At 74.9% G+C, this 23,458-nt stretch carries 22 protein-coding genes and 3 pseudogenes; 18 read left to right on the top strand and 7 right to left on the bottom strand.

Features of this window, described 5'->3' with window-relative positions; translation table 11 throughout:
* Window positions 1–247 precede the first annotated feature (247 nt).
* Window positions 248–892: a TetR/AcrR family transcriptional regulator gene (locus ACFY7H_RS21095; protein ID WP_388940065.1), complete on the bottom strand. Its 645-nt coding sequence runs from the start codon at window positions 890–892 to the stop codon at window positions 248–250.
* 150 nt (window positions 893–1,042) lie between these two features.
* On the opposite strand from ACFY7H_RS21095, the gene ACFY7H_RS21100 reads away from it, so the two are divergent.
* From ACFY7H_RS21100 to ACFY7H_RS21130, 7 genes and pseudogenes are all read left to right on the top strand, one after another.
* Complete coding sequence (locus ACFY7H_RS21100) at window positions 1,043–1,945, top strand: phosphatase PAP2 family protein (RefSeq protein WP_388940067.1); 903 nt, start codon at window positions 1,043–1,045, stop codon at window positions 1,943–1,945.
* Complete coding sequence (locus ACFY7H_RS21105; RefSeq protein ID WP_388940068.1) at window positions 1,942–2,811, top strand: hypothetical protein; 870 nt, start codon at window positions 1,942–1,944, stop codon at window positions 2,809–2,811. The genes ACFY7H_RS21100 and ACFY7H_RS21105 overlap by 4 nt, the downstream gene beginning before the upstream one ends.
* Before the next feature lie 41 nt (window positions 2,812–2,852).
* Window positions 2,853–2,986 (top strand): annotated as a pseudogene (locus ACFY7H_RS21110) (GlsB/YeaQ/YmgE family stress response membrane protein); the annotation flags it as partial.
* 68 nt (window positions 2,987–3,054) lie between these two features.
* A complete protein-coding gene (locus ACFY7H_RS21115; protein WP_388940070.1) occupies window positions 3,055–3,444 on the top strand; it encodes an S-adenosylmethionine--2-demethylmenaquinone methyltransferase in 390 nt (129 codons plus the stop codon).
* A 72-nt stretch (window positions 3,445–3,516) separates the two neighbouring features.
* Entirely contained in the window at window positions 3,517–5,205 is a 1,689-nt protein-coding gene (locus tag ACFY7H_RS21120) for a peptide-N4-asparagine amidase (RefSeq protein WP_388940072.1), read from the top strand.
* A gap of 27 nt (window positions 5,206–5,232) precedes the next feature.
* Entirely contained in the window at window positions 5,233–6,891 is a 1,659-nt protein-coding gene (locus ACFY7H_RS21125) for a serine/threonine-protein kinase (protein ID WP_388940073.1), read from the top strand.
* Window positions 6,892–6,993: 102 nt separating this feature from the next.
* Complete coding sequence (locus tag ACFY7H_RS21130; protein WP_388940075.1) at window positions 6,994–7,923, top strand: squalene/phytoene synthase family protein; 930 nt, start codon at window positions 6,994–6,996, stop codon at window positions 7,921–7,923.
* Between the two features lie 21 nt (window positions 7,924–7,944).
* Here ACFY7H_RS21130 and ACFY7H_RS21135 read toward each other — a convergent pair whose 3' ends face one another.
* The 3 genes from ACFY7H_RS21135 to ACFY7H_RS21145 form a co-directional block, all read right to left on the bottom strand.
* A complete protein-coding gene (locus tag ACFY7H_RS21135; RefSeq protein WP_388940076.1) occupies window positions 7,945–8,721 on the bottom strand; it encodes a transglycosylase SLT domain-containing protein in 777 nt (258 codons plus the stop codon).
* Window positions 8,722–9,154: 433 nt separating this feature from the next.
* Window positions 9,155–9,565 (bottom strand): RidA family protein, encoded by a 411-nt coding sequence (locus ACFY7H_RS21140; RefSeq protein WP_388940078.1) that lies wholly within the window; start codon window positions 9,563–9,565, stop codon window positions 9,155–9,157.
* A gap of 100 nt (window positions 9,566–9,665) precedes the next feature.
* Complete coding sequence (locus tag ACFY7H_RS21145; protein ID WP_388940079.1) at window positions 9,666–10,595, bottom strand: dihydrodipicolinate synthase family protein; 930 nt, start codon at window positions 10,593–10,595, stop codon at window positions 9,666–9,668.
* Window positions 10,596–10,666: 71 nt separating this feature from the next.
* Between ACFY7H_RS21145 and ACFY7H_RS21150 the strand changes: the two genes are divergently transcribed.
* The 5 genes and pseudogenes from ACFY7H_RS21150 to ACFY7H_RS21170 form a co-directional block, all read left to right on the top strand.
* Window positions 10,667–11,662, top strand: coding sequence for a LysR substrate-binding domain-containing protein (locus tag ACFY7H_RS21150; protein ID WP_388940081.1), 996 nt, complete (start codon window positions 10,667–10,669; stop codon window positions 11,660–11,662).
* An 85-nt stretch (window positions 11,663–11,747) separates the two neighbouring features.
* The gene (locus ACFY7H_RS21155; protein ID WP_388940083.1) at window positions 11,748–12,833 is read left to right on the top strand and encodes an S-(hydroxymethyl)mycothiol dehydrogenase; all 1,086 of its coding nucleotides are present in this window, start codon (window positions 11,748–11,750) and stop codon (window positions 12,831–12,833) included.
* Between the two features lie 213 nt (window positions 12,834–13,046).
* Window positions 13,047–14,357 (top strand): alpha/beta fold hydrolase, encoded by a 1,311-nt coding sequence (locus ACFY7H_RS21160; RefSeq protein ID WP_388940085.1) that lies wholly within the window; start codon window positions 13,047–13,049, stop codon window positions 14,355–14,357.
* An 87-nt stretch (window positions 14,358–14,444) separates the two neighbouring features.
* Window positions 14,445–15,209: a PIG-L deacetylase family protein gene (locus tag ACFY7H_RS21165; protein WP_388940087.1), complete on the top strand. Its 765-nt coding sequence runs from the start codon at window positions 14,445–14,447 to the stop codon at window positions 15,207–15,209.
* A 49-nt stretch (window positions 15,210–15,258) separates the two neighbouring features.
* A pseudogene (locus ACFY7H_RS21170) lies at window positions 15,259–15,762 on the top strand (enoyl-CoA hydratase/isomerase family protein); the annotation flags it as partial.
* A 78-nt stretch (window positions 15,763–15,840) separates the two neighbouring features.
* Here ACFY7H_RS21170 and ACFY7H_RS21175 read toward each other — a convergent pair.
* Both ACFY7H_RS21175 and ACFY7H_RS21180 read right to left on the bottom strand, forming a co-directional pair.
* A pseudogene (locus tag ACFY7H_RS21175) lies at window positions 15,841–16,197 on the bottom strand (SDR family NAD(P)-dependent oxidoreductase); the annotation flags it as partial.
* 17 nt (window positions 16,198–16,214) lie between these two features.
* On the bottom strand, window positions 16,215–17,342 hold the full coding sequence (locus ACFY7H_RS21180) for a hypothetical protein (protein WP_388940089.1): 1,128 nt from the start codon (window positions 17,340–17,342) through the stop codon (window positions 16,215–16,217).
* 340 nt (window positions 17,343–17,682) lie between these two features.
* Between ACFY7H_RS21180 and ACFY7H_RS21185 the strand changes: the two genes are divergently transcribed.
* The 6 genes from ACFY7H_RS21185 (at window position 17,683) to ACFY7H_RS21210 (ending at window position 22,994) form a co-directional block, all read left to right on the top strand.
* A complete protein-coding gene (locus ACFY7H_RS21185; protein WP_388940091.1) occupies window positions 17,683–18,693 on the top strand; it encodes an NADPH:quinone oxidoreductase family protein in 1,011 nt (336 codons plus the stop codon).
* The gene (locus tag ACFY7H_RS21190; protein ID WP_388940093.1) at window positions 18,690–19,880 is read left to right on the top strand and encodes an acyl-CoA dehydrogenase family protein; all 1,191 of its coding nucleotides are present in this window, start codon (window positions 18,690–18,692) and stop codon (window positions 19,878–19,880) included. The genes ACFY7H_RS21185 and ACFY7H_RS21190 overlap by 4 nt, the downstream gene beginning before the upstream one ends.
* Window positions 19,877–21,034, top strand: a complete 1,158-nt coding sequence (locus tag ACFY7H_RS21195; RefSeq protein WP_388940095.1) for an acyl-CoA dehydrogenase family protein — start codon at window positions 19,877–19,879, stop codon at window positions 21,032–21,034. The genes ACFY7H_RS21190 and ACFY7H_RS21195 overlap by 4 nt, the downstream gene beginning before the upstream one ends.
* Before the next feature lie 74 nt (window positions 21,035–21,108).
* Window positions 21,109–21,669, top strand: a complete 561-nt coding sequence (locus tag ACFY7H_RS21200; RefSeq protein ID WP_388940097.1) for a GNAT family N-acetyltransferase — start codon at window positions 21,109–21,111, stop codon at window positions 21,667–21,669.
* 67 nt (window positions 21,670–21,736) lie between these two features.
* On the top strand, window positions 21,737–22,105 hold the full coding sequence (locus ACFY7H_RS21205; RefSeq protein ID WP_388940098.1) for a tyrosinase family oxidase copper chaperone: 369 nt from the start codon (window positions 21,737–21,739) through the stop codon (window positions 22,103–22,105).
* 25 nt (window positions 22,106–22,130) lie between these two features.
* Entirely contained in the window at window positions 22,131–22,994 is an 864-nt protein-coding gene (locus ACFY7H_RS21210; protein ID WP_388940100.1) for a tyrosinase family protein, read from the top strand.
* Between the two features lie 93 nt (window positions 22,995–23,087).
* Here the strand turns inward: ACFY7H_RS21210 and ACFY7H_RS21215 are convergent, their stop codons facing one another.
* Window positions 23,088–23,375 (bottom strand): chaplin, encoded by a 288-nt coding sequence (locus ACFY7H_RS21215; protein WP_388940102.1) that lies wholly within the window; start codon window positions 23,373–23,375, stop codon window positions 23,088–23,090.
* Window positions 23,376–23,458: the final 83 nt, after the last annotated feature.

Raw genomic sequence — 23,458 nt, forward strand, 5'->3', positions numbered from 1 at the left:
CGGGGGCCCGCATGGGCGACCACGAGACCCGGTCGTACCGACGGGTGCGCGGCGGTGGGGGGGGGGGGGGGGGGGGGGGGGGGGGGGGGGCGGGGGGGGGGGGTGGGGGGGGGGGGGGGGGGGCGCCGCCGGCTGGGGGGGGGCCCCCCCCCCCCCGTCCGGGTGGCGCGCTGCCGCCGTCCCCACGTGGCAGCGCGAGCGGTCCGCCGTCCGGTCATCGTGAACGGCGGCCCGCCGGTTCAGGGGGTCAGGGGTGCCCGGCCGTGGCCGTGTCCGCCGCCGGGGGCGTGATGCCCAGCGCGGGCAGCAGGGCCGCGTCGACGAACCTGACCAGGTAGTCGGCGTCCGCGTAGCGCTCCTCCAGTACGGGCCGGATGCGCAGGACGCCCATCAGCTGCGCGGGCAGGAACTCCACGGCCGGATGGTCCGGGGCGATCTCGCCGCGGGTCACGGCCCGCTCCACGATGGCGCCGAAGGCGGACAGTTCGGGCTCGACCAGCGCCTCGCGCAGCGCGGCCCGGAGCTCCTCGTCGCTGAGCACGGCCACCCCCAGCGCCTGGGTGAGGCGGGTGTCGCGGCCCGAGGTGCCGGCCGCGATCCGGGCGGCCTCGCGGAGGTCCCCCGCCAGCGTGCCGGTGTCCACGTCCGCCAGGGTCCGCTCGCCGCGGCGGGCACGGCTCGCGCGCAGGGCGGCGGCGACGAGCTGCGGCTTGGTCTTCCACTGCCGGTAGAGCGTGGACTTCCCGCAGGACGCCCGGGCGGCGACGCCCTCCATGGTGAGGGCCTCGTACCCGTTCTCGCGCAGCTGGTCGAGGACGACGTCGTAGAACTCCTGCTCGCGCTCCGGGCTGATCTTGGAGCGGCGCGCGGTGGCCTGCGGCGTCGACGTCATGGGTGGGGATTCTCCTCGCGGGATCCAGGCGGTGGGTCCGTGTTCCGAGTGTACGGCCATCCGAGCTTATCGGGACACCAGCGTATCGATACGCTCATGTATCGATACACTGGCGTGTCGATGGAACCCGAAAGATAGTGAGACCGGGGGATGACCTCCCACACCGCTCCGGACCGGCCACCCGCCGGTCACCTCGGCGCCCGCCGCCGGCTCATACGCGAGCTGCTGCTCGTCGCGGGCCTCTTTGCCGCCTACAAGGCCGGCCGGATGCTCTCGACGGGCCGCACAGACGAGGCCTTCCGCAACGCCGGCCGGGTATGGGACGCCGAACGAGCCCTGCACCTGCCCGGTGAGGGCGCCGTACAGGGGCTGCTCCTCCACTGGGACGCCCTCGTCCACACCGCGAACACCTACTACGCGGCCGTGCACTTCCCGGCGACCGCCCTGTTCCTGGTCTGGCTGTACCTGCGCCGCCCCCGGCACTACCTGTGGACCCGGCGGGTGCTCGCCGTCCTCACCGGCGCCGCCCTCGTCCTGCACCTCTCCTTCCCGCTCGCACCGCCCCGGATGCTGGGAGCCGCGCACCTGGTGGACACCGGGCAGGTGTACGGGCCGACCGTCTACGGGGCCGCGCCCGAAGCCGACACCATGGCCAACCAGTTCGCCGCGATGCCCTCGCTGCACTTCGGCTGGGCGCTGATGCTGGCCCTCGGCATGATCGCCGCGACCCGCTCGCGGTGGCGCGCCCTGTGGCTGCTGCACCCGCTCGTGACCCTGCTCGTGATCGTGGGCACAGCCAACCACTACTGGCTCGACGCGATCGTGGCCGCCCTGCTGCTGTGCGCGGCCCTCCTGCTGGTCCCCCGTCCGGCCGCCGACGGCGCGGCCGCCCCGGAGGTACGGAGCCTGCCGCGCCCGCGTCCGGCGGTGCGGCCCGGCCCGGACGGGGTCGTGGGCGTCGCGGGTGCGGGTGTGGGTGCCGGTGCCGGGGCGTCCGGCTCCGGCGGCGCCCCGCGCGTCCCCTCCGCCGTCTCCGCGGGAGCCCGGCGGTGAACGCCACCGTCCTCGCCGTCGCCCTCTGCCTGGCCTCGGCCGCCACTTACGCGGCCGCCGCCGTCGCCCAGGAGCGCCTGGCCCGCCGGGCCGTCGCCCGCAGCGCCCGGGCCCTGCTCGGCAACGGGGCCTGGTGGTGGTCGGCCGGACTGAACGCCGCCGCGGCGCTGCTGCACGCCGCCGCGCTGCGCTACGGACCGCTGACCCTCGTCCAGCCGCTGGGAGCGCTCACCCTGGTCGCCGCCGTCCCGCTGGGCGCCCGGGGCGCCGGACGGCGGGTCGCCGCCACCGAGTGGCGGGGCACCCTGGCCACCGTCGCCGGGCTCGCACTGCTGCTCCTGCCCGCCTCCGGCCCCGCCCCCGACGACACCCTCACCCTGGCCGAGGCGCTCGCCGTGTCCGGAGCCACCGTCGTGGCGATCCTCCTGCTCACCGCCCGCAAGGACCCCGGCCCGGGGCTGCGCCACGCCACCGCCTCCGGACTGGCCTCCGCCGTCGCCTCCGCCCTGACCCAGACGGTGGCCGTGGCGGGCGGCCGGGGCGGCGCCCTGCTCAGCGGCCGGGTGATCACCGTGGCCCTGCTCGTGGTGGTGTTCGCCGTCGGCGGGATGCTGCTCTCGCAGCGGGCCTACCGGGGCGGCCTCGGAGCCCCGCTCGCCGTCGTCAACCTCGCCAACCCGCTCGCCGCGGCCGCGATCGGCATGGTCCTGCTCGGCGAACGCCTCCAGGGCGGGCCGCTCGGGATCCTGCTCGCCGCGGCCGGAGCCCTCGCGGCCACACGCGGGGTGCTGCTGCTGACCCGTACCGCGCCCACCGCACCGGCCGCCGGACCCCACCCCGTGCCGGCCGGCCATGTGACGGCCTGAGCCGCCGGCGCGGGAGAACCGTTCCGCCCCCGGTGTGCGTCCTCTCCGCCACGCTCCTCCACCGCCCGGTCCAGGCGCCTTCTTCGACCTCGCCACCTGGGGTTCGGCCATCGCGGGCTCCCTCGTCCTGCTCATCGGCTACCGCCGCCTCCTCTTCGGCGACTCCCGCGACTGAGCCGCACACCAGGCCCCGGCAGCCCTTTCCGGCCACGGCATCAGGCCGGGCCCCGCGCGACGCACGAGATGCGGGGAGCCCGGACCCCTCAGCCTCACCCCGTCCCCACCGCCGACCTGCACGACGAGCAGGGCGAGGACCTGGGCATCTGCGCCACCCCGTTCCGCCGGATCGGCGGCCGCCACCTGTACGCCGGACCCGTGCGCACGGTCCGCTGCCACGAGGACAACGCCCTGCTGCGCGAACTCCTCCACACTCCCGGCGGGGGAGCGGTCCTCGTCGTCGACGGCGGCGGGTCCCCGCGCACCGCCCTGGTCGGCGACCTCGTCGGCGGCGCGGCGCACCGCTCCGGCGGGGCCGGGCTGATCGTCCACGGCATCGGCGGGGTCACCTTCCGCGCGGGCGACACCGTGTACGTGGACGACGACGGCGTCGTGGTGCTGCCCGCCGGGCACTGAACGGCGGTTTCCCGCCACCCTGCGGCCGGGGGCCTGGCGGCGGCGGTCCGGCAGGGGTTTCACTGCGGGCCCATGAGACGACACAGGATCATGGGCCTGCTCGGCGCCCTCACTCTCGCCGCCGGGGTCCTGGCCGGACCCGCGGCCGCCGCCGGATCCCCCGCCGCCGGACCCGCGGCCGCCGGACCGCCCGCCGCCGCTGACGCCACCGCCGCCGGGCCCGGGGCCGAGGGGCCCCTCCCGCCCGCCGAGTTCGGCACCGACTGGCACGACCCCCTCACCGCCGCCCCGCCCGTGGAGCGTCCCGAGACCCGCTCCTGCGAAGTGATCCTGGCCGAGGCCCAGTTCCGCGACTTCACCCCCTACCGGGGGACCTACGCCCCGCCCGCCGGCTGCGGCCGCTCCGGCTGGGCCAAAGCCGTCCTGCGCCTCGACGGCAAGGTCGAGGGCCGCCAGTACGACCGCCTCGGCAACCTCACCCTCGGCGGCGTCGAGATCCTGCGCACCTCCACCCCGCAGCCCTCGCCCGACGGCATCACCTGGTCCGTGGAGAAGGACGTCACCCGCTACAGCGACCTCCTCGGCCGCCCGCAGCCCGTCGAGATGCTGATCGGCAACGTCGTCAACGACACCTACACCGGCGTCATCGACGTCAAGGTCACCCTGACCCTCTACACCGCCGACCGGCACCACCGGGCCCCCGACACCCCCGACCGGGTCCTGCCCCTCACCACCCCCGCCGTCACCACCCCGCGCAACACCGAGCGGCTCCTCGCCGAGGTGTACGCCACCGGCTCCGGCGGCGGCTGCGAGGAGTACTGGTACATGACCGTCCCCGACGCCGCGCCCTACTCCTGCAAGGCCCCCGACGGCCCCCACCGCGAGGTGCGGATATCCGTCGACGGACGGCTCGCGGGCCTCGCCGCCCCCTTCCCGACCGTGTGGACCGGCGGCTGGTCCAACCCCTTCCTCTGGTACGTCACCCCCGGCCCCCGCGCCTTCGACGTCCAGCCGATCGTGTACGACCTCACCCCCTACGCAGCCCTCCTCAACGACGGCCGCGAGCACCGCGTCGAGGTCTCCGTCTCCGGCGTACCGGCCGGCCAGGCCGGCTGGAGCACCCCCGTCAACCTGCTGCTCTGGCAGGACCACGGCCGCCAGGTCGTCACCGGCGCCCTGACCCGCCACGAGGAGGGCGCCCCCACCGGATCCTCCCGCTGGACGCCCGCCGCCCCCGGCGGCGAACACCGCCTGGACACCGACGGGGGCCACCGCCTGACCGTCGCCGGGTACCTCGACACCTCCCACGGCCGCGTCACCACCACCGTCACCCGGGCCGTGTCGCACACCTCCGCGCACCGCTGGACCGACGGCGAGAACCGGGACGCACTCACGGCTTCCTGGACCGACGAGGAGAGCGTCACCCACGGCGCCGCCACCACCCGCACGGCCCGCACGTACACCATGGACGGCGAGACCACCCTCGGCACCGGCGACCGGCTGCGCACCGTCCTGTCCCTCGGGGACCGGGCCGACACCGTCACCCTGCGCGGCGGCCGCCAGACCGGCCGTTCCCTCCTCGACCACCGGTACACGGGCGACGCCACGTACACGGCGAACGTCCCGCGCGACCAGCGGCACGCGGTCGGCACGTCCACCGAGCGCTACCGGCTGTATGGGACGGACGCCGGGGCCGGCTGTTACGACCGTACGGTGTCCACCGCGCAGGGCACCGTGACGGAGGACCGCTTCCGCTGCTGACGGTGGCGGGGCCTACGATGACCGCCCATGGAGATGAGTGAGGCCGGCAGACGGCTGATCGACGGCCGTTTCGAACTGATCGGCCCCTTGGGCGCCGGAGGCATGGGCACGGTGTGGCGCGCCCGCGACATCGCACTGCACCGCGAGGTCGCCCTGAAGGAGGTGCGCCCGCCGGACCCCGCCACGGCCGCCGCGCAGCCGGACCTCGCCGTCCAGCTGCGCGAGCGGGCCATCCGGGAGGCCAGGGCCCTGGCCCGCCTCGCCCACCCGAACGTGGTGACCATCCACCACATCGTGGAGCCCGCGCCGGGGACGGACGGCCACCCGTGGATCGTGATGGAGCTGCTCAGGGGCGGTTCACTGCACGACCGGCTCGCCACCGGACCGATGCCGCTCGCGGAGGTGGTGCGGCTCGGGCTCGACATCCTCTCCGCCCTGCGCGCCGCACACGCGGAAGGTGTGCTCCACCGGGACGTGAAGCCGGCCAACGTCCTGCTGCGGCCCGACGGCTCGGCCGTACTGACCGACTTCGGCATCGCCGCCGTGCACGGGGCGACCGCCCTCACCTCCACCGGGGTGCTCATCGGCTCGCCCGAGTACATCGCCCCCGAGCGCTGCCGGGGCGAGGAGGGCCTGGCGGCCTCCGACCTGTGGTCGCTCGGCATGCTGCTGTACGTGGCCGCCGAGGGGACGCACCCGCTGCGCCGCGCGACCAGCCTGGCCACGGTGGTCGCCGTCCTCGACGAGCCGATCCCCGCTCCCGTGCGCTCCGGCCCGCTGGGGCCCGTACTGGAACGGCTGCTCGTCCGGGACCCCGCGGCGCGGCCCGACGGCGGTGAGCTGGAAGCGCTGCTCCGGGGTGTGAGCACCGCTCTCGGGATGGGCGCCGGTACCGCCCAGGCCCCGCCGGTCGCGGGCCCGTACGGCCCATCACCCACGGTGTCGGACGCCCGCTCCTTCACCCCCGGTGGCGGCTCCCCGTACGCGCCCACCACGCCCGTCCCCGGTACCGCCCCGGCCCGGGGACGCGGCCGCGCGGCGCTGATCGGCGCCGCCCTGGCGCTGGCCCTCGCCGGCGGGGTGGCCGGCCTCGTCCAGGCGCTGCCCGACGGCAAGTCCTCCGGCCGGCAGGCCACGGGCCCCACCGCCACGGCCACCCCGGCCGCCGTCACCCCCGGCGCGGCGACCCCCGCCGGCCGGACGGGCGCCACGCCGCGGGGCCAGGGCGGCCAGGCCGCGGCCAAGGGGAACCTGCTCGCCCCCGACCAGGTCCGCACCGTAGTCGAGGCGTTCAAGCAGCGGACCGGCACCACCACCTTCGTGGAGATGACCGTCTACGAGGGGTACGTGCTGGCCTCCATCCCCACCGCCCCCGGCGCGGACACCTTCGACCGCTACCAGTACCGCGACGGCCAGGTGACGCACGCCGGCCCCGGCGGCACCGTCAAACAGGACGAGCCGCTCATCGACATGGCGGGCGTGAAGTGGGACGCCCTGCCCGCCCTCCTGGACCGCGCCCAGCAGGAACTGGGCGTCACCCAGCCCACCTCCCGCTACGTCATCGTCGAGCCCTGGCTCTTCGACGCGACCCCCTCCATGCGCCCCTACCTGACCGACGAGTACGGACGGGGCGGCTACGTGTACGCCGACACCCAGGGCAACGTGAAGAAGGTCTACCGCTCCTGACAAGGCGTATCCGCACACCCGCACATACCCGCAGACCCGCCCACCCGTACGCGCGCCCGGGCGCGGACGGGTGGGCGGACACGGTCCGAGGAGACGGCCACCATGCCCAGCTGGCGCACCACCCTGACCCGGGCCGGGATCACCGACCCCCGGCTGCGGGCCGACTTCACCCATGCCGCACGCAGGGTGCTGCGTCGCGAACCGGCCCCCTACCTCACCCTGCGCCTGCTGGCCGCGCCGCCGCTGGTGCCCTGGCTGGCGGCCGGGCTGGCCTTCATGAACCTGGTCGACGACGTGGCCGAGACCGGCACCCCGAGTGCCCGGGCCGCCGGGCTCGCCACGCTGGCGCGGCGCACCGGAGCGGCCCTGGAGAGCGGCGACAGCCCGGACCCGCTGCTGCGCGCCTACGCCCACGCCGTGAGCACCCGGGGCCTGCCCGGGCACTGGGTCACCCGTTTCCTCGACGGCGCCGCCACCGCCGAGGCCGGCTTCGACGGCTTCGCCACCGAGGAGGACTTCCAGACCTACCTCGACGCCTACGCCTGGCCCGGGGTCATGGTCTTCACCGGCCTCCAGTACGAGGGCGGACCCGACGCTGCCCAGGCCGCCGGCTGGCGCGGCTTCGTGGACGCCGCCCAGCGGGTCGACTTCCTCGCCGATCTCGCGGGCGACCTCGCCGACGGGCGGCTGTGCGTCCCGCGCTCCCGGCTCGACGAGCACTCCGTCACCCGCGCCGACCTGGAACGGGCCCGCGACTCCCGGGAGGTACGCGCCCTCCTCGCCGCCGAGTGTGCCCGCGCGCGGACCGCCCTCGGCGCCGCCGAAGGCGTCCTCGGTCTCACCGAGCCCGGACTGCGGCCGGTGGTCGAGGCCATGACGGAGCTCATGGGACACCAGCTGACCGCGGTGGAGAAGGCCGGCACCGGTGCCCTGCGCAAGGACGTCGGCTACGGCCTGACGGCACCCGTGGTCACCCTGGTCCGCGCGCGGCGCCGCCGGTACCCCGGGCGGACCACGGCGGCGCCGCGCTGACGCCCCGCCGGGCGGGACCCGTCAGTACGGGCCGTTGACGTTGTCGATCGAGCCGTAGCGGGCGGCGGCGTAGTTGCAGGCCGCGGTGATGTTCGCGACCGGGTCGTACGAGTCCATGGAAGTGCCCGGCACGTGGTAGGCGCGGAAGGTCGGGTCGATGACCTGGAGCAGGCCCTTGGAGGGGATGCCGGCCGCGGCGTTGGAGTCCCAGTTGTTGATGGCACGGGGATTGCCCGAGGACTCGCGCATCACGTTGCGGTGGATTCCGTTGTAGGTGCCGGGAATTCCATGCTTGGCCATGACGGCCAGTGACTGGCGGATCCAGCCGTCGAGGTTGTTCGCGTACGTGGTGGCCGGTTTGGCGGCGGGCTTCGCCGCGGCCGCCCGTGCCGCCGCGCCGATGCTCAGCTTCAGGCCGGGGCGGATCACCGAGGGGTTCTGGCCGATGGCGTTGCGGTTGGCCGCGTAGAGCGCCTGCCAGCCGCCGCTCACGGAATGCTCGGCCGCGATCTTCGAAAGGGTGTCACCGCCGACCACGGAATAGGTGACGGCCGCCGCGGCCTTTTCCACGGACGCCTTTTTCGAGACGGACTTGTCCACGGCCGGCTTCTGCACCGCCACGGCCTTCTTCACGGACGCCTTGACGAGCGACGCCGGAGCCGGCTGCGTGCCGGCCGCCCCGGCCGTGGTGGCGCTGATCAGCGGAAGGGCGAAAGCCGCTCCGCCCGTACCGGCGACCGCGAGTCCGCGGGCGATCCGGTTCTGCTTCGGCCGACGGTGCTTACCGTGTCGGGGCATGGCGCTGTTCCTCACGTGGGGGTACGGGAGAGCCCCGGCGGCGGCCGGATTCGGCAGTCGGCCGCGGGGAGTGAGGTGACCGTAGGCGAGTGCGACGGGCGGGAACAAGACGAGAATTCCGCCCGGAGATCGACTTCCCGTCCGTTGTCCGGTAAATGACCATGACGGGCGGATCACGGAAAGGCCGATTTCCTTTCCGTGGAAAGGGAATCGGCCGTTCCCGGTGAATTGATGTTGAGTGGGCCCGCGTGACCCACATCACGGGCCGGGCAGGTTTGAGGCCGCCTCGTCCAATACGGTCAATTCGCGCCCCGATGCTGCCGATTCGGGCGACCCGCCCGAGGCTGGCGAATCGCACGCAATAGGACATTCAAGCCCGCCTGCGGCCGCCCCGGGGCCTGCGACCCGTCCCGACTCGGGGCGTGCGGGCCGCTCAGTCGGGCAGCGCGACGGTGAGGTCCACCTCGACCAGCTGCCCTGCGAAGCCCAGCTGCGCGACCCCCAAGAGCGTGCTGGCGGACGTGAAGGCCGGCCCGAGGGCGGAAGCGGCAAGCCGGTGCCAGGCGAGGCCCAGGTCATCCCTGTCATCGCTGCGCACGTAGATCACCGAACGCACCACGTGCTGCGGCTGGGCGTTCACCGCCGCGAGGGCGGTCAGCGCGTTCGCGGCAACCTGATCGACTTGCACCGCGAGGGAGCCCGGGCCGACGAGGGAGCCGCCCTGGTCGAGGGGGCACTGCCCCGCCAGATAGGCCGTTCGGCCGGTCTCCACCACGGTGATGTGGTGGTAGCCCGGCGTCGCGTGCAATTGATCGGGGTTGATGCGGCTGATCTTCGCTGTCATGCCGCGAGTCTGGCCGGTCCGCCCCCGGACGCGCATCCGAATTCGCCCCACCGCGCGGCCGTCCGGCGCGGTGCTGGGTTCGCCCAGTCGAAGAACGAGCTCAGAGGGAGGCCAGCGCCTCCAGTGTGGCGTCCACGGCTCCCCGGGACGCGGGCAGCAGGGGCAGGCGTACGTCCGGGGTGGGGATCCGGCCCTGCGCGTGCAGCACCCCCTTGACCACCGTCGGGTTCGGCTCCGCGAAGGCCGCCGCCGAGACCCGCGCCAGCCCGTGCCCCAGCCCCCGGGCACGCCCGACGTCGCCTTCCCGCCAGGCCGCCGCGAGCTCCACGAACCGTTCCGTCGCCAGATGGGCCGAGGCGAGCACCGCGCCCGACGCGCCCAGCGCCAGCATCGGCGACGCGTACGCGTCGTCCCCCGCCAGGACGGAGAACCCCTCCGGCAGCCGGCCCAGCAACGCCACCGTATCCGCGTCGATCCCGCCCGCCGCGTACTTCACCCCGGCCACCCCGGGCAGCGAGCCCAGCGCGCGCAGCGCGTCCGCGTCCAGCGGCTGCCCCGTCCGGTACGGGATGTGATAGACGATCAGCGGCAGCGGACTGACCTCCGCCAGCCGCGTGAAGTGCGCCAGCACGCCCGCCGCCGAGGGCCGTACGAAGGACGGTACGGTCACCAGTGCCGCCCGGGCCTGCGGCCACCGCGCCAGCCGCGCCAGCGCCGCCTCGCTCGCCCTGGTCCCGCTCGCTCCCGCCCCCACCGTGAGCGGCACCCCCCGCTCTCCGCAGACCCGGGCGCAGACCCCCGTGACCAGGTCGCGCTCCGCCTCGTCGAGGGCGGCCGCCTCGCCCGTCGTACCGAGGGCCACGATCCCGGCCGCCCCCGCGTCGAGCACCTCGTGCGCCAGGGCCTCCAGCGCCCCGGCGGCCACCTCCCCGTCACGAGCGAAGGGGGTGACGAGCGGGACGTGGATCCCGTCGGGAGTGAAAGGGGTGACATCGGTGAATTGTCCGGCCTGTGCCGTTTCCTGTCGCATACCGAAGAGCTTCGCCCGGACCGAGCGCCGAATCCAGTTCGCGTTCCTTACCCAACCCGTAAGCTGAGCCGATGCTCGACGTACGCCGCCTGCGCCTCCTGCGGGAACTCGCCCGCCGGGGCACCATCGCCGCCGTGGCCGAGGCCCTCGCCTTCAGCCCCTCCGCCGTCTCCCAGCAGCTCTCCGTCCTCGAACGGGAAGCCGGCCTGCCCCTGCTGGAACGCACCGGCCGCCGGGTCCGCCTCACCCCGGCCGCCCAGAACCTCGTCCGGCACGCCGAAGCCGTCCTGGAACGCCTCGAACAGGCGGACGCCGACCTCGCGGAGGCCCGCAGCGGCCTCGCCGGCGTCCTGCGCGTCGGCTCCTTCCCCACCGCCACCCGGGCCATCGTCCCGGCGGCCCTCCTCCACCTGGCCCGGCGCCACCCCGGGCTGGAGCCGAGGGTCCGCGAGACCGACCCGGCGGCGGTCGCGCACGCGCTACGGGCCGGGGACCTGGACGTGGCCCTGGTCCACGAGTACGACTTCGTCCCCGCGCCGCCCGAGCCGGGGCTCGCCACCCGCCCGCTGTACGGGGAGACGATGTACCTGGCCACCCCCGCCGGCCCGCCCCCGGACCCCGCCGGCCCGCCCCCGGACCCCGCCCCCGACCAGGGCCCGCCCCCGGTTTCCGGCCCCTCCCCGGCCTCCGGACCCGACCAGGGCGCGGTCCTGCGTACCCACCAGGACGCGCCCTGGATCACCGCCACACCCGGCACCCTCTGCCACGCCATGACCGTGCGGGCCTGCCAGGCGGCCGGATTCGCGCCCCGGATCCGGCACCAGGTCGACGAGTTCGACACCGTCCTCGCCCTGGTCGCGGCCGGGCAGGGAGTGGCCGTCGTCCCCCAGCTGGGAGTGACCGGACCCCCGGACCCCGGCCTCACCCTCACCCGCCTCCACATGGAACGCCGCACCAAGATCGCCTTCCGCGACGGCGCCGCCGCGCATCCCGCCGTGGCCGCCTTCGCCGCGGCGCTGCGCGCGGCCGTGCCGCCGGATCTGGCCGGAACCGGTGGGGGCGGATGACGCGAGGCCCCGCACAACTCCCTTGGGGCGCCCCGCCCGTGTACGTTCGTTGATCCAGACCGAGCCGAACAGAACGGGGTACGACGTGACACATCGCGTACGAGGGGTCATCGCGCGGAGCAAGGGCGCACCGGTGGAGACGACCACGATCCTCGTGCCCGACCCGGGGCCCGGCGAAGTCCTCGTCAAGGTCCAGGCCTGCGGGGTCTGTCATACCGACCTGCACTACCGCGAGGGCGGCATCAACGACGAGTTCCCCTTCCTCCTCGGCCACGAGGCCGCCGGGACCGTCGAGTCCGTCGGCCCCGGCGTCACCTCCGTCGCCCCCGGCGACTTCGTGGTCCTCAACTGGCGCGCGGTGTGCGGCACCTGCCGGGCCTGCAAGCGCGGCCGGCCCTGGTACTGCTTCAGCACCCACAACGCCGCCCAGCCCATGACCCTCGAGGACGGCACCCCGCTCTCCCCGGCCCTGGGCATCGGAGCCTTCGCCGAGAAGACCCTGGTCGCCGCCGGACAGTGCACCAAGGTGGACCCCGCCGCCTCGCCGGCCGCCGCCGGACTGCTCGGCTGCGGAGTCATGGCCGGCCTCGGCGCGGCCCTGAACACCGGCAACGTGGGGCGCGGCGACTCGGTGGCGGTCATCGGCTGCGGCGGAGTGGGCAACGCCGCCGTCGCGGGAGCCCGGCTGGCCGGTGCTTCGCGGATCATCGCCGTGGACCTGGACGACCGGAAGCTGGAGTGGGCGCGTGGGCTGGGCGCCACCCACACCGTCAACGGGCGTACCGAGGACGTGGTCAAGGCCATCCAGGAGCTGACCGGCGGGAACGGCGCGGACGTGGTCATCGAGGCCGTCGGCCGCCCCGAGACCTACCGTCAGGCCTTCTACGCCCGCGACCTCGCCGGCACCGTGGTCCTGGTCGGCGTACCGACGCCGGACATGAAGCTCGAACTCCCGCTCCTGGACGTCTTCGGACGCGGAGGCGCGCTCAAGTCCTCCTGGTACGGGGACTGCCTGCCCGAGCGCGACTTCCCGTTCCTGATCGACCTGTACCTCCAGGGCCGGCTCGACCTCGACGCCTTCGTCTCGGAGACCATTCCCCTCGACGGGGTCGAGGAGGCCTTCGCCCGCATGGAGCGCGGCGAGGTGCTCCGCTCGGTGGTCGAGTTCTGACCGGCTGACCGGCTGACCGGCTGACCGGCTGACCGGCTGACCGGCTGAGCGGCTGGCGGTGGCCCGTGGCACCGGTCCTGTGGCCCTGGCCGTCCGGCCGGGGCCACGGGGGGGCCTAGACTCGGCCGGGACGTCAGCCCCGGCCCCCCGGCCCCGCCGCGACCCGGCGAAGGCGCGGGGGAGGGCATCCGTACCCAGACCCAGGGGCCGTCCGTGACCCTCCCGCGCAGCTACCGCCAGCCCGGTGTCGTCCTGACCGACCACCACTTCACCGTGCCGCTCGACCACGACCGCCCCGACGGGGAACGGATCGAGCTGTACGCCCGCGAGGTCGTCGCCAACGACAAGGACCCCGAGCGGCTGCCCTGGCTGCTGTACCTGGAGGGCGGCCCCGGCTTCGGGGCGCGCCGGTTCACCGGCCGCCAGGCCTGGCTGGAACGGGCCCTCGCCGACTACCGGGTGCTGCTCCTCGACCAGCGCGGCACCGGCCGCTCCACGCCGCTCAACCGGCAGACCCTGCCCGCGCTCGGCACCCCGGAACAGCAGGCGGACCACCTCGCCCACTTCCGCGGCGACTCCATCGTGCGCGACGCCGAGGCCATCCGCCCGGCCCTCACCGGTGGCGCCCCCTGGACCGTGCTCGGCCAGAGCTTCGGCGGTTTCTGCGCCACCCACTACCTCTCCACCGCGCCCGGGGGGCTGACCGCCGCCCTGATCACCGGCGGACTGCCCTCCCTCGACGCGACCGCTACCGAGGTGTACGAGGCGGCGTACCCCCGCATCGAGCACAAGAACCTGGCCCACTACGCCCGCTACCCGATGGACGTCGAGCGCGCCCGCCGCATCGCCGCCCACCTCGCCGAGCGCCCGGCCGAACTCCCCGGCGGCCACCGGCTCACCGTCGAGGCCTTCCAGTCCCTCGGCCTGGTCCTCGGCGCCGGCGACGGCAGCCACCAGCTGCACTACCTCCTCGAGGACGCCTTCGTCACCACCCCCGCCGGGCCCGCCCTCTCGGACGCCTTCCTGGAACGGGTCCGCACCCACCTGTCCTTCGCGGGCCACCCCCTCTACGCCCTCCTCCACGAGGCGATCTACGCCCAGGACCCGGCGGTGCCCACCGCCTGGGCCGCCGAACGCGTCCGCGCCGGACAGCCGCGCTTCGACGCCGCGAAGACCCTCGCCGGCGACGACCCGCTCCTGTTCACCGGCGAGACCATCCACCCCTGGCACTTCACCACTGACCCGGCCCTGATCCCCCTGCGCGAGACCGCCGACGTCATGGCGTCCCGCACCGGCTGGCAGCCGCTGTACGACCCGGCCCGCCTCGCGGCCAACGAGGTACCGGTGGCCGCCGCCGTCTACCACGACGACATGTACGTGGACACCGCGCACTCGCTGACCACGGCCCGTGCGATCCGCGGCCTGCGGACCTGGGTGACGGACGAGTTCGAGCACGACGGCGTCCGCGCCGGCGGGCCCCGCGTTCTCGACCGGCTGCTGTCCCTGGTCCGCGACGAGGTCTAGACATGGCCGGGCCGGGCCGGTGTTTCGCCCGGTGCTGCGCCGGAAAGGTCCGCCGGTCTTCGCGGTCACCGCACTAGGGTGCGGCGTATGACCGAACAAGCTGATCAGCAGCCCCCCTTGCAGCCCATGCCCGCCGACTGGCGGCGCGCCCTCGCGGTGGTGGCCCACCCCGACGACCTCGAATACGGCTGCGCCGCGGCCATCGCCGAGTGGACCGACGGCGGCCGCGAGGTCACCTACCTCCTCGCCACGCGCGGCGAGGCGGGCATCGACGGGGTCGCCCCCGACGAGTGCGGCCCGCTGCGCGAGGCCGAGCAGCGGGCGAGCGCGGCGGTCGTCGGGGTGTCCACGGTGGAGTTCCTCGACTACCGCGACGGGGTCATCGAGTACGGCCTCGGCCTGCGCCGGGACATCGCGGCGGCGATCCGGCGGCACCGCCCCGAGCTGGTCGTCACCCTCAACCACCGCGACACCTGGGGCGGGGCCGGTGGCGGCGGGGCCTGGAACACCCCCGACCACAAGGCCGTCGGCCGGGCCGTGCTGGACGCCGCCGGCGACGCGGGCAACCGGTGGATCTTCCCCGAGCTCATCTCCGAGCAGGGCCTGGAGCCGTGGGACGGGGTGCGCTGGGTCGCGGTGGCGGGGACGACCATGCCCACCCACGCCGTCGACGCCGGGCCCGGTCTGGAGCGCGCGATCCGGTCCCTGCTGGAGCACAAGGCGTACATCGGCGCGCTGACGGACCAGGACCCCGAGGAGTACGTACGGAACTTCCTGACCGGCAACGTCCAGCAGGCGGCGGCACGCTTCGGCGGCCGCCCGGCGGTGCCGTTCGAGGTCTTCCCCCGCTGACCGCACCCCCTTGAGCTGGCGCTCCGTCAGTCACGTGGGGGTGCCGAACGTGATCGACACGGTCGGCGGGGAGGTCGGCGAGGGCGCGGAGCGCATCCGGCTGGAGGCAGAGGACGGCATCGCGCTCCTCACCCTCTGCCGCCCGGACGAACTCAACGGCTGGGGCTGGGAGTCCACCCGCCAGCTGGGCCTGCTCGCCGACCGGATCCGCTTCGACCCCGGCCTGCGCGCGGTCCTGCTGCGCGCGCAGGGCCGGGCCTTCTGCGCCGGCATCGACGTGACCGCCCCCGGCGGCGACATCATGGGCGACTCCGCCGCCGAACGGACCCGGAACTACTGCGAGGGCATCCGCTGGGTCCACGAGCGCTTCGCCGTCCTGGCCCGTCTGCCCCAGCCGGTCGTCGCCGCCGTCCAAGGCTGCTGCCTGGGCTTCGGCTTCGAACTGGCCCTGATGGCCGACATCCGTGTCGCCGCCGCCGCCGACGCCGTCTTCGCCCTGCCCGAGGCCCGGCTGGGCGTGGCGGTGGACGCCGGCGGCGATCTGCGGATCGCCCGCGAGGCCGGCGCGGGCTGGGCGAAGCTCCTCGGCGGGGCTGGGGAAGTTCGCCGAGGCGTTGTTCACCAGTACGTCCGGCGGTCCCAGCGCGGCCCCGGCGGCGTCGAAGGCGTCCGCGACCCGCTCGGGGTCCCGGATGTCGCAGACGGCGGCCGTCACCCGGCCCGCGCCGGGTACGGCCGCCAGCTCCTCGCACGCCGCGGCCGGCGGCCCGGCGCGGCGCCCCGCGATCAGCAGGTCCGCCCCCAGCCGGGCGAACTCGGCGGCGATGGCCTTGCCCAGTCCGGTGCCGCCGCCGGTCACCAGGACCACCTGCCCCCCGTACGTGCCGGGGGGCAGGGCGGCGGCGCCGAGCGGCGGAGGCGCGGGCAGCCCGCGCCTGATCTCGTCCGTCATGGGGCATCGATAGCGCGCCGGGGCGCAGATCGCCATGCCCGCGACGGCGCCGGCTACTGGGGCAGGTACGCCTGCTTGGTGGCGCAGGTCCAGATCACCGGCTTCAGCGTGCCGCCCGCGTTGACGGCCGCGCCGCCGACGCGGCCGTCGTCGGAGACCGACGCGGCGGCGCTGGCCTGCCGCGCGGCGAGCCGGGGCAGGGCGAGCACCGGCCCCGTACCGGGCCACAGCTGCGCCTGGTCGGGGAGGGTCTGCTCGTCCGGGTGGAACTTGGCGGTGCCGGCCGAGACGCCGGTCGTCGGGCTGATCGCCTCGAAGGTGCCGTAGGGGTGGGTGTTCAGCACCCCGGGGGAGGCGGCGGGCCCGGTGTGGGGCGGCGTCCAGGTCATGGGCTTGTACTGGTACCCCATGCCGTACCAGTCGTAGCCGACGACGCGGCCGCTCTCGTCGAGGTCCTGTGCGTAGCTGTCGTTCGCGGTGGCGGCCAGAGCCCTGGCCGGTCCGCCGTCGGCGGGCCAGAGCACCGGGTAGGACCCCTCCCGGTGGGCGCCCGTGTTCGGGTCCTCGTAGTTCTCCCGCGCCATGCCGAGGACATCGCCGCCGTTGTTGATGCCGGTGACCAGTTCGACCGAGGTGCCGGGCAGGGCGTCCGCCGGCAGGGCCAGGTCGCGGACCTTCTGACCGTCCTTCCAGACGACGCCCACGCCCGTCCGTACCCGCGAGACGACGTAGCCGGCGTCGTTGACGTCGGCGTCGTCCGACGCCCAGTCGCTCCCCGGCAGCCGGGTGACCGCGGTGTCGCCCGCCCGGTAGGTGAAGGCGTAGCCGTCGGCGCCGTGGACGGCGCCGACCATCAGACCGCTCGCGTTCACCCCGAGTACCGCGCCCGAGGCGCCGGCCTCTGACAGCGGGACCCTGTGCAGCCGGGTGCCGGTCCAGTAGACGGGCTTGCCGCCGGAGCGGCCGACGGACAGGTTGCCCGGGCCGAGTCCGAGGACGCCCTCGGCCTGCTCGTTGCCCACGTTGTAGCCGCCGGACCCGATGGAGCCGAGGACCTGGATCCGGGGCGTGCAGGAGGCCGCGGCCGCGGTCGCGGCGGGTCCGGCGGCGGTGACGAGGCCGGCCAGGACGAGGGCGGCGGTGGCCGCCGAGCCCGCGCCGCGCGTGCGTGTGCTGTTCATCGTTCGGTTTCCCCCTGTGGTGTGTGCTCGTGGCGCGGCACCGGCGCCCGTCCGGAGCGGCGGGCTCCGGGCAGGCGCGATCCCCTGGTGCGTCATATGCCCGGTGACAGCGGCCCGTTGATGCTAACGCCCGGGACTGACGTTCACCTGTCGTTCGTACGTCCGGTTTCCGGAGGGGGGTGTTCCCGTGCGGGCAGGCGTCCGGCCGGCTGGGATGTGCTCCCGCGCGGGTGGCGGGTCCACCCCGGCCGGGAGGAGCCGGTCCAGGGTTCCCAAGGAGGCAAGCGACCGCTTAGTATGCCCGGGAGCGTGGTCCCTCGACGGCGGCTGGAGGCCCCGGATGCAGGCATGGCGAGTACACACGACCGGTGAACCCCGCGAGGCCATGCGCCTCGAAGAGGTCCCCGAACCCGTGCCGGGCGACGGCGAGGTGAAACTCCGGGTCCTCGCGGCGAACGTCAACTTCCCCGACGCGCTCCTCGTCCGCGGCCAGTACCAGATCCGCCCGCCCCTTCCCTTCACTCCGGGCGTCGAGATCTGCGGCCTGACCGAGGACGGCCGGCGCGTCATCGCCAACCCCTCCCTGCCCCACGGCGGATTCGCCGAGTACGTCACCGCCCCGGAGCGCGCCCTGCTCCCCGCCCCCGACACCCTCGACGACGCCGAGGCGGCGGCCCTGCACATCGGCTACCAGACCGGCTGGTTCGGCCTCCACCGCAGGGCCCGGCTCCGGAGCGGCGAGACCCTGCTCGTGCACGCCGCCGCCGGCGGGGTCGGCAGCGCCGCCGTCCAGCTCGGCAAGGCCGCCGGAGCGACCGTCATCGGCGTGGTCGGCGGCAAGACCAAGGTCCGCACCGCCGAGGAGCTCGGCTGCGACCTCGTCATCGACCGCACCGCCGAGGACGTCGTCGCCCGCGTCAAGGAGGCCACCGGGGGACGAGGCGCCGACGTCGTCTACGACCCGGTCGGCGGCGACGCCTACACCGCCTCCGCCAAGTGCGTGGCCTTCGAGGGCCGCATCGTCGTCGTCGGCTTCGCCAGCGGCAGCATCCCCGCCCCGGCCCTCAACCACGCCCTGGTCAAGAACTACGCGGTACTCGGCCTGCACTGGGGCCTCTACGCCGCCAAGGACCCCGCCGCCATCCCCGCCTGCCACACCGAACTCACCCGCCTCGCCGCCGAGGGCGCGATCAGGCCCCTCGTCAGCGAACGCGTCCCGCTCGACGGAGCCGCCGACGCCGTCCAGCGGCTCGCCGACGGCACCACCACCGGCCGGCTGGTCGTCGTACCGTCCCTCCCGTCCGTGCCGTCCGCTCCCTCCGTGCCGTCCCCGCACGGAGCCGCCCGATGACCGCCGACGCCGAGGACCTCCTCGCCCGCACCCGGGATCTGCTCGCCGCGCACCCGCCCGGCACCACCGCTCCCTCCGACTTCCTGCGCGCCCGCTTCGACGCCGGACTCGCCTGGGTCCACTACCCCGAGGGACTCGGCGGACTGGGCGCGCCCCGCGCCCTCCAAGCCGTCGTGGACGCCGAACTCGAAGCCGCCGCGGCCCCCGACAACGACCCCCGGCGGATCGGCATCGGCCTCGGCATGGCCGCGCCCACGATCCTCGCGTACGGCACCGAGGAACAGAAGCGCCGCTTCCTGCGCCCCCTCTGGCTGGGGGAGGAGGTGTGGTGCCAGCTCTTCAGCGAGCCCGGAGCCGGCTCCGACCTCGCCGCCCTCGGCACCCGCGCCGTCCTCGACGAGGCGGCGGGCGAATGGGTGGTCGACGGCCAGAAGGTATGGACCTCCAGCGCCCACACCGCCCGCTGGGCCATCCTCCTCGCCCGCACCGACCCCGCCCTCCCCAAGCACCGGGGCATCACCTACTTCCTGTGCGACATGCACGCCCCCGGCGTCGAGGTCCGCCCCCTGCGCCAGATCACGGGAGAGGCCGAGTTCAACGAGGTCTTCCTCACCGGCGTCCGCATCCCCGACACCCACCGCCTCGGCGCCGTCGGCCAGGGCTGGGACGTCGCCCGCACCACCCTGATGAACGAACGCGTCTCCATCGGCGGCATGCGGATCCCCCGCGAGGGCGGCATGATCGCCCCCGTCGCCGCCGCCTGGCGCGAACGGCCCGCCCTGCGCACCCACGCCCTGCACCAGCGGCTGCTGGAACTGTGGGTGGAGGCCGAGGTGGCCCGCCTCACCGGTGAACGGCTGCGCCAGCAGCTCGCCGCCGGCCAGCCCGGCCCCGAGGGCAGCGGGATGAAGCTCACCTTCGCCCGCCTCAACCAGGAGATCAGCGGCCTCGAGGTGGAACTCCTCGCCGAGCAGGGCCTCCTGTACGAGGACTGGACCATGCGCCGCCCCGAGACCGTCGACTTCACCGGCCGCGACGCCGGCTACCGCTACCTGCGCGCCAAGGGCAACAGCATCGAGGGCGGCACCAGCGAGATCCTCCTCAACATCGTCGCCGAACGCGTCCTCGGACTGCCCGCCGAACCGCGCGACGACAAGGACACCGCCTGGAAGGACCTCTCCCGATGACGACGCAGCCAGCACCGGCGCCGCAGCCCGGCCCGCCGGCCCCCGGCGCCCCCTACGACCTGCTCTACTCGGAGACCGAGGAGGAACTGCGGGCGGCCGTACGCTCCCTGCTCGCCGACCGCTGCGCCCCCGCGAGCGTCCTCGCCCGCGCCGAGAGCGGCCGCCCCCACGACCCCGCGCTGTGGCGGACCCTCGCCACCGGCATCGGCGCCGCCGGACTGCTCGTCCCCGAGAAGCTCGGAGGAGCGGGCGCGAGCCACCGCGAGGCCGCCGTCGTCCTGGAGGAGCTCGGACGGGCCGTGGCACCGGTGCCCTACCTCACCGGCTCCGTCCTCGCGACGGAGATCCTGCTCGCCGTCGCCTGCGACAGCGCCGAAGCCGCCGCCCTGGTGGCGGAGGCCGCCTCCGGACGCCGGATCTGCGTCCCCGCCCTCCCCCTCACCCTGTCCCCCGGAGCACCCCTGCCGGCTCCGGTCCACGACAGCGGCGGCGGGGTGCTCAGCGGCACCGTCACCTCCGTCGCCGACGCGGACGCGGCCGACACCCTGCTGGTCCTGGCCGACACCGGGCTGTACGCCGTCCCCGCGGACCGCGCCGCCCTGACCGCCCTGGTCCCGCTCGACCTGACCCGGCCGCTCGCCACCGTCACCCTCGACGGCGCCTCCGGCACCCGCCTCGCGGACCCCGCCACCGCCCGGTCGGCCATCGCCGGAGCCCTGCTGTCCGGCGCCGGACTGCTGGCATCGGAGCAGCTCGGGCTCGCCGAATGGTGCCTGACCGAGACCGTCGCGCACGTGCGGGGCCGCCACCAGTTCAACCGCCCCGTCGGCTCCTTCCAGGCCCTCAAGCACCGCCTCGCGCGGCTGTGGCTGGACGTGGCCTCCGCCCGCGCGGCGGCCCGCGCCGCCGCCGACGCCCTGGCCACCGGGGCCCCGGACACCCCGCTCACGGTCGCGGTCGCCCAGGCCCACTGCTCGGGGGTCGCCGTTCGCGCGGCCGAGGAGTGCGTCCAGCTCCACGGCGGCATCGGCATGACCTGGGAACACCCCGCCCACCTCTACCTCAAACGGGCCAAGGCCGACTCCCTCGCCCTGGGCACCGCCGGCCACCACCGCGGCCTCGTGGGGGACTTCGCGGAACTCCCGGCGCCCTGAGACCGCGGCGGGGGTGCCGCGCACCACGGCACCCCCTCCCCGGCCCGCCCCGGACCGCTTCCCATGCTCACCGCATGACGGCAACGATCACCCGGCTCACCGCCACCGCCCTCGCCGCCCACCGCGACGAGCTGGCCGCCCTGCTCGTCGACACCTTCGGCGACGGCGCCTCCCTCGGCTTCCTCGCCGGCCTCGGCCACGAGGACGCCGCCGCCTGGTGGGACTCCCTGCTGCCCGCCGTCGCCGAGGGAGCCCTCGCCCTCTGGGCCGCCCGCGGCGCCGACGGCCGCCTGGAGGGCACCGTCAGCCGGTACCGGGAGTCCAAGCCCAACGGCCGCCACCGCGCCGAGCTGCGCAAGCTCATGGTCCACCCCGCCGCCCGGGGCCGCGGGACCGCCCGCGCGCTCCTCGCCGCGGCCGAGCGGGAAGCCGCCCTCGCCGGGATTGTCCTGCTCTTCCTCGACACCGAGACCGGCAGCGGGGCCGAGGGCGTCCACCGCTCCGCCGGCTGGACCGAGGCGGGCACCATCCCCGACTACGCCGCCGACCCGGCCGGCGCGCTGCGTCCCACCACCCTCTTCTACAAGCACCCGCGGCACCCGGATCACCCCGGGCACACGGAGCGCACCGGCTGACAGGTGACCTCCCACGGCCGCTCCTCGTTGGACCTGCGAACACGGACCGCCGAGCGAGGGAGACCGTATGTACGCAGCACCCGCCGCACCACCGACCCGCCGCGCGGTCCTGCGTACGGCCTTCGTCGCGGCCGTGGCGGGCGGCGTGGCCGCGGCCCTGGCACCCGTTCTGCGCGCCCGCGGCCCCCGCCAGACGCTCACTCCGGCCCCGCTCGCCGAGGAGACGTACCGGGGCCGCCACATCAGCGTCGACCTCGCCTCGGCGCAGGTGCGCATCGACGGCCGCCCCCTGCACGTCATGCGGCGTGCCGACGGGAGCTACCTCAGCGGGGTCAACCACTTCGAGTCCTACGGGACCCCGATGGAACTCGCCCGTGCCGCCGTCGACGAGCTAGGCACCAGCCAACTGGCCGTCACGCCCCCGCACCACGGCTGACGGACCGGAACAGGAGAAGCCCGCGTTGTACACCCGGCAGAACCAGAAGAACCTGACCAGTGCTCAGAAGAAGCGGTTCACGGCCGCGCTGCTGGAACTCAAGCGCAACGGCACCTACGACGAGTTCGTCCGTACCCACGGCACCTACTTCGTGCCCGACCGGGAGCGCAAGCGGCGCGTCGGGCACATGTCGCCGTCGTTCTTCCCCTGGCACCGGCGCTACCTGCTGGAGTTCGAGCAGCGGCTGCGGGCCGTCGACCCGCAGGTCACCATCCCGTACTGGGACTGGACCAGCGACAACAGCCCCGCCTCCTCCCTCTGGTCCGAGGATTTCCTCGGCGGCACCGGCCGCGAGGGCGACCGCCAGGTGATGACGGGTCCCTTCGCCTACGAGCGGGGCAACTGGACGATCACCGTCGGCGTCAGCGAGGCCCGTTTCCTCACCCGCAACCTCGGCCGCCCGGCCAACCCGATCACCCTGCCGACCGCCGCCGAACTCCAGTGGGCTCTCGACGACCCGGTCTACGACTCCTCGCCCTGGGACTCCACCGCCCGCGGCGGCAGCTTCCGCAACAAGCTGGAGGGCTGGGCCGCGCCCAAGAGCGAGCGCTGGCGCAACCACAACAAGGTCCACCAGTGGATCGGCGGCCACATGACGGGCGGCACCGCTCCCAACGACCCGGCCTTCTGGCTGCACCACGCCTTCGTGGACCTGCTCTGGGACCGGTGGCAGCAGCGGCACCCCGGCTCCGGCTACCTGCCGGCGGCCCCGCTGGAGCTGGGCGACCTCCAGCGCGGCCGGGTGATCTCCCTCGACGAGCCGATGCCCCCGTGGGACGTCACCCCGCGCGAAATGCTGGGGCACCGGGGCGTCTACCGCTACGAGTGACCGGCCGGGCCCCCGTCGGGGCGGCCCGGGCCGCACGGAAAGGGCCCCCGCCGCACGGCGGGGGCCCTTCAGCCAGTCAGGCGGGCGAGACGATCACTCGCCGTAGCTGCCGCCCTCGGTGTGGTGGTTGTCGCCGCCACCCGACGCGTTGACGCAGGTGTTGCCGAAGGCCGGGTTCAGCAGGGCGATCACGTTGACGGTGTTGCCGCAGACGTTGACCGGGACGTGGATCGGGACCTGCACCACGTTGCCGGACCCGACACCGGGGGAGCCGACCGCCGCACCGTGCGCTCCGGCATCGGCGACAGCCAGACCCGCACCGGCGGCCACGGCGGTGCCCGCCACAGCGGTGATGGCGAATGCCTTCGCGATACGCGACATCAAGATCTCCTCATGAGATGTGGGGCGCCGCATCATTGCGGCTTGTGACATGGCGTACAACGCGGCGGAAGCCGAGTGGTCAC

It is taken from the genome of Streptomyces sp. NPDC012794, assembly GCF_042901085.1.
Classification (GTDB): Bacteria; Actinomycetota; Actinomycetes; order Streptomycetales; family Streptomycetaceae; genus Streptomyces.

Bases quoted from the DNA above. Each gene is read 5' to 3' on its own strand.
- ACFY7H_RS21185 (WP_388940091.1), top strand. From the start codon at position 17,683: ATGCAGGCATGGCGAGTACACACGACCGGTGAACCCCGCGAGGCCATG.
- ACFY7H_RS21165 (WP_388940087.1), top strand. From the start codon at position 14,445: ATGACCGAACAAGCTGATCAGCAGCCCCCCTTGCAGCCCATGCCCGCC.
- ACFY7H_RS21125 (WP_388940073.1), top strand. From the start codon at position 5,233: ATGGAGATGAGTGAGGCCGGCAGACGGCTGATCGACGGCCGTTTCGAA.
- ACFY7H_RS21205 (WP_388940098.1), top strand. From the start codon at position 21,737: ATGTACGCAGCACCCGCCGCACCACCGACCCGCCGCGCGGTCCTGCGT.
- ACFY7H_RS21200 (WP_388940097.1), top strand. From the start codon at position 21,109: ATGACGGCAACGATCACCCGGCTCACCGCCACCGCCCTCGCCGCCCAC.
- ACFY7H_RS21115 (WP_388940070.1), top strand. From the start codon at position 3,055: ATGCGGGGAGCCCGGACCCCTCAGCCTCACCCCGTCCCCACCGCCGAC.
- ACFY7H_RS21215 (WP_388940102.1), bottom strand. From the start codon at position 23,375: ATGTCGCGTATCGCGAAGGCATTCGCCATCACCGCTGTGGCGGGCACC.
- ACFY7H_RS21095 (WP_388940065.1), bottom strand. From the start codon at position 892: ATGACGTCGACGCCGCAGGCCACCGCGCGCCGCTCCAAGATCAGCCCG.
- ACFY7H_RS21120 (WP_388940072.1), top strand. From the start codon at position 3,517: ATGAGACGACACAGGATCATGGGCCTGCTCGGCGCCCTCACTCTCGCC.
- ACFY7H_RS21145 (WP_388940079.1), bottom strand. From the start codon at position 10,595: ATGCGACAGGAAACGGCACAGGCCGGACAATTCACCGATGTCACCCCT.
- ACFY7H_RS21180 (WP_388940089.1), bottom strand. From the start codon at position 17,342: ATGAACAGCACACGCACGCGCGGCGCGGGCTCGGCGGCCACCGCCGCC.
- ACFY7H_RS21150 (WP_388940081.1), top strand. From the start codon at position 10,667: ATGCTCGACGTACGCCGCCTGCGCCTCCTGCGGGAACTCGCCCGCCGG.
- ACFY7H_RS21140 (WP_388940078.1), bottom strand. From the start codon at position 9,565: ATGACAGCGAAGATCAGCCGCATCAACCCCGATCAATTGCACGCGACG.
- ACFY7H_RS21100 (WP_388940067.1), top strand. From the start codon at position 1,043: ATGACCTCCCACACCGCTCCGGACCGGCCACCCGCCGGTCACCTCGGC.
- ACFY7H_RS21195 (WP_388940095.1), top strand. From the start codon at position 19,877: ATGACGACGCAGCCAGCACCGGCGCCGCAGCCCGGCCCGCCGGCCCCC.
- ACFY7H_RS21190 (WP_388940093.1), top strand. From the start codon at position 18,690: ATGACCGCCGACGCCGAGGACCTCCTCGCCCGCACCCGGGATCTGCTC.
- ACFY7H_RS21135 (WP_388940076.1), bottom strand. From the start codon at position 8,721: ATGCCCCGACACGGTAAGCACCGTCGGCCGAAGCAGAACCGGATCGCC.
- ACFY7H_RS21130 (WP_388940075.1), top strand. From the start codon at position 6,994: ATGCCCAGCTGGCGCACCACCCTGACCCGGGCCGGGATCACCGACCCC.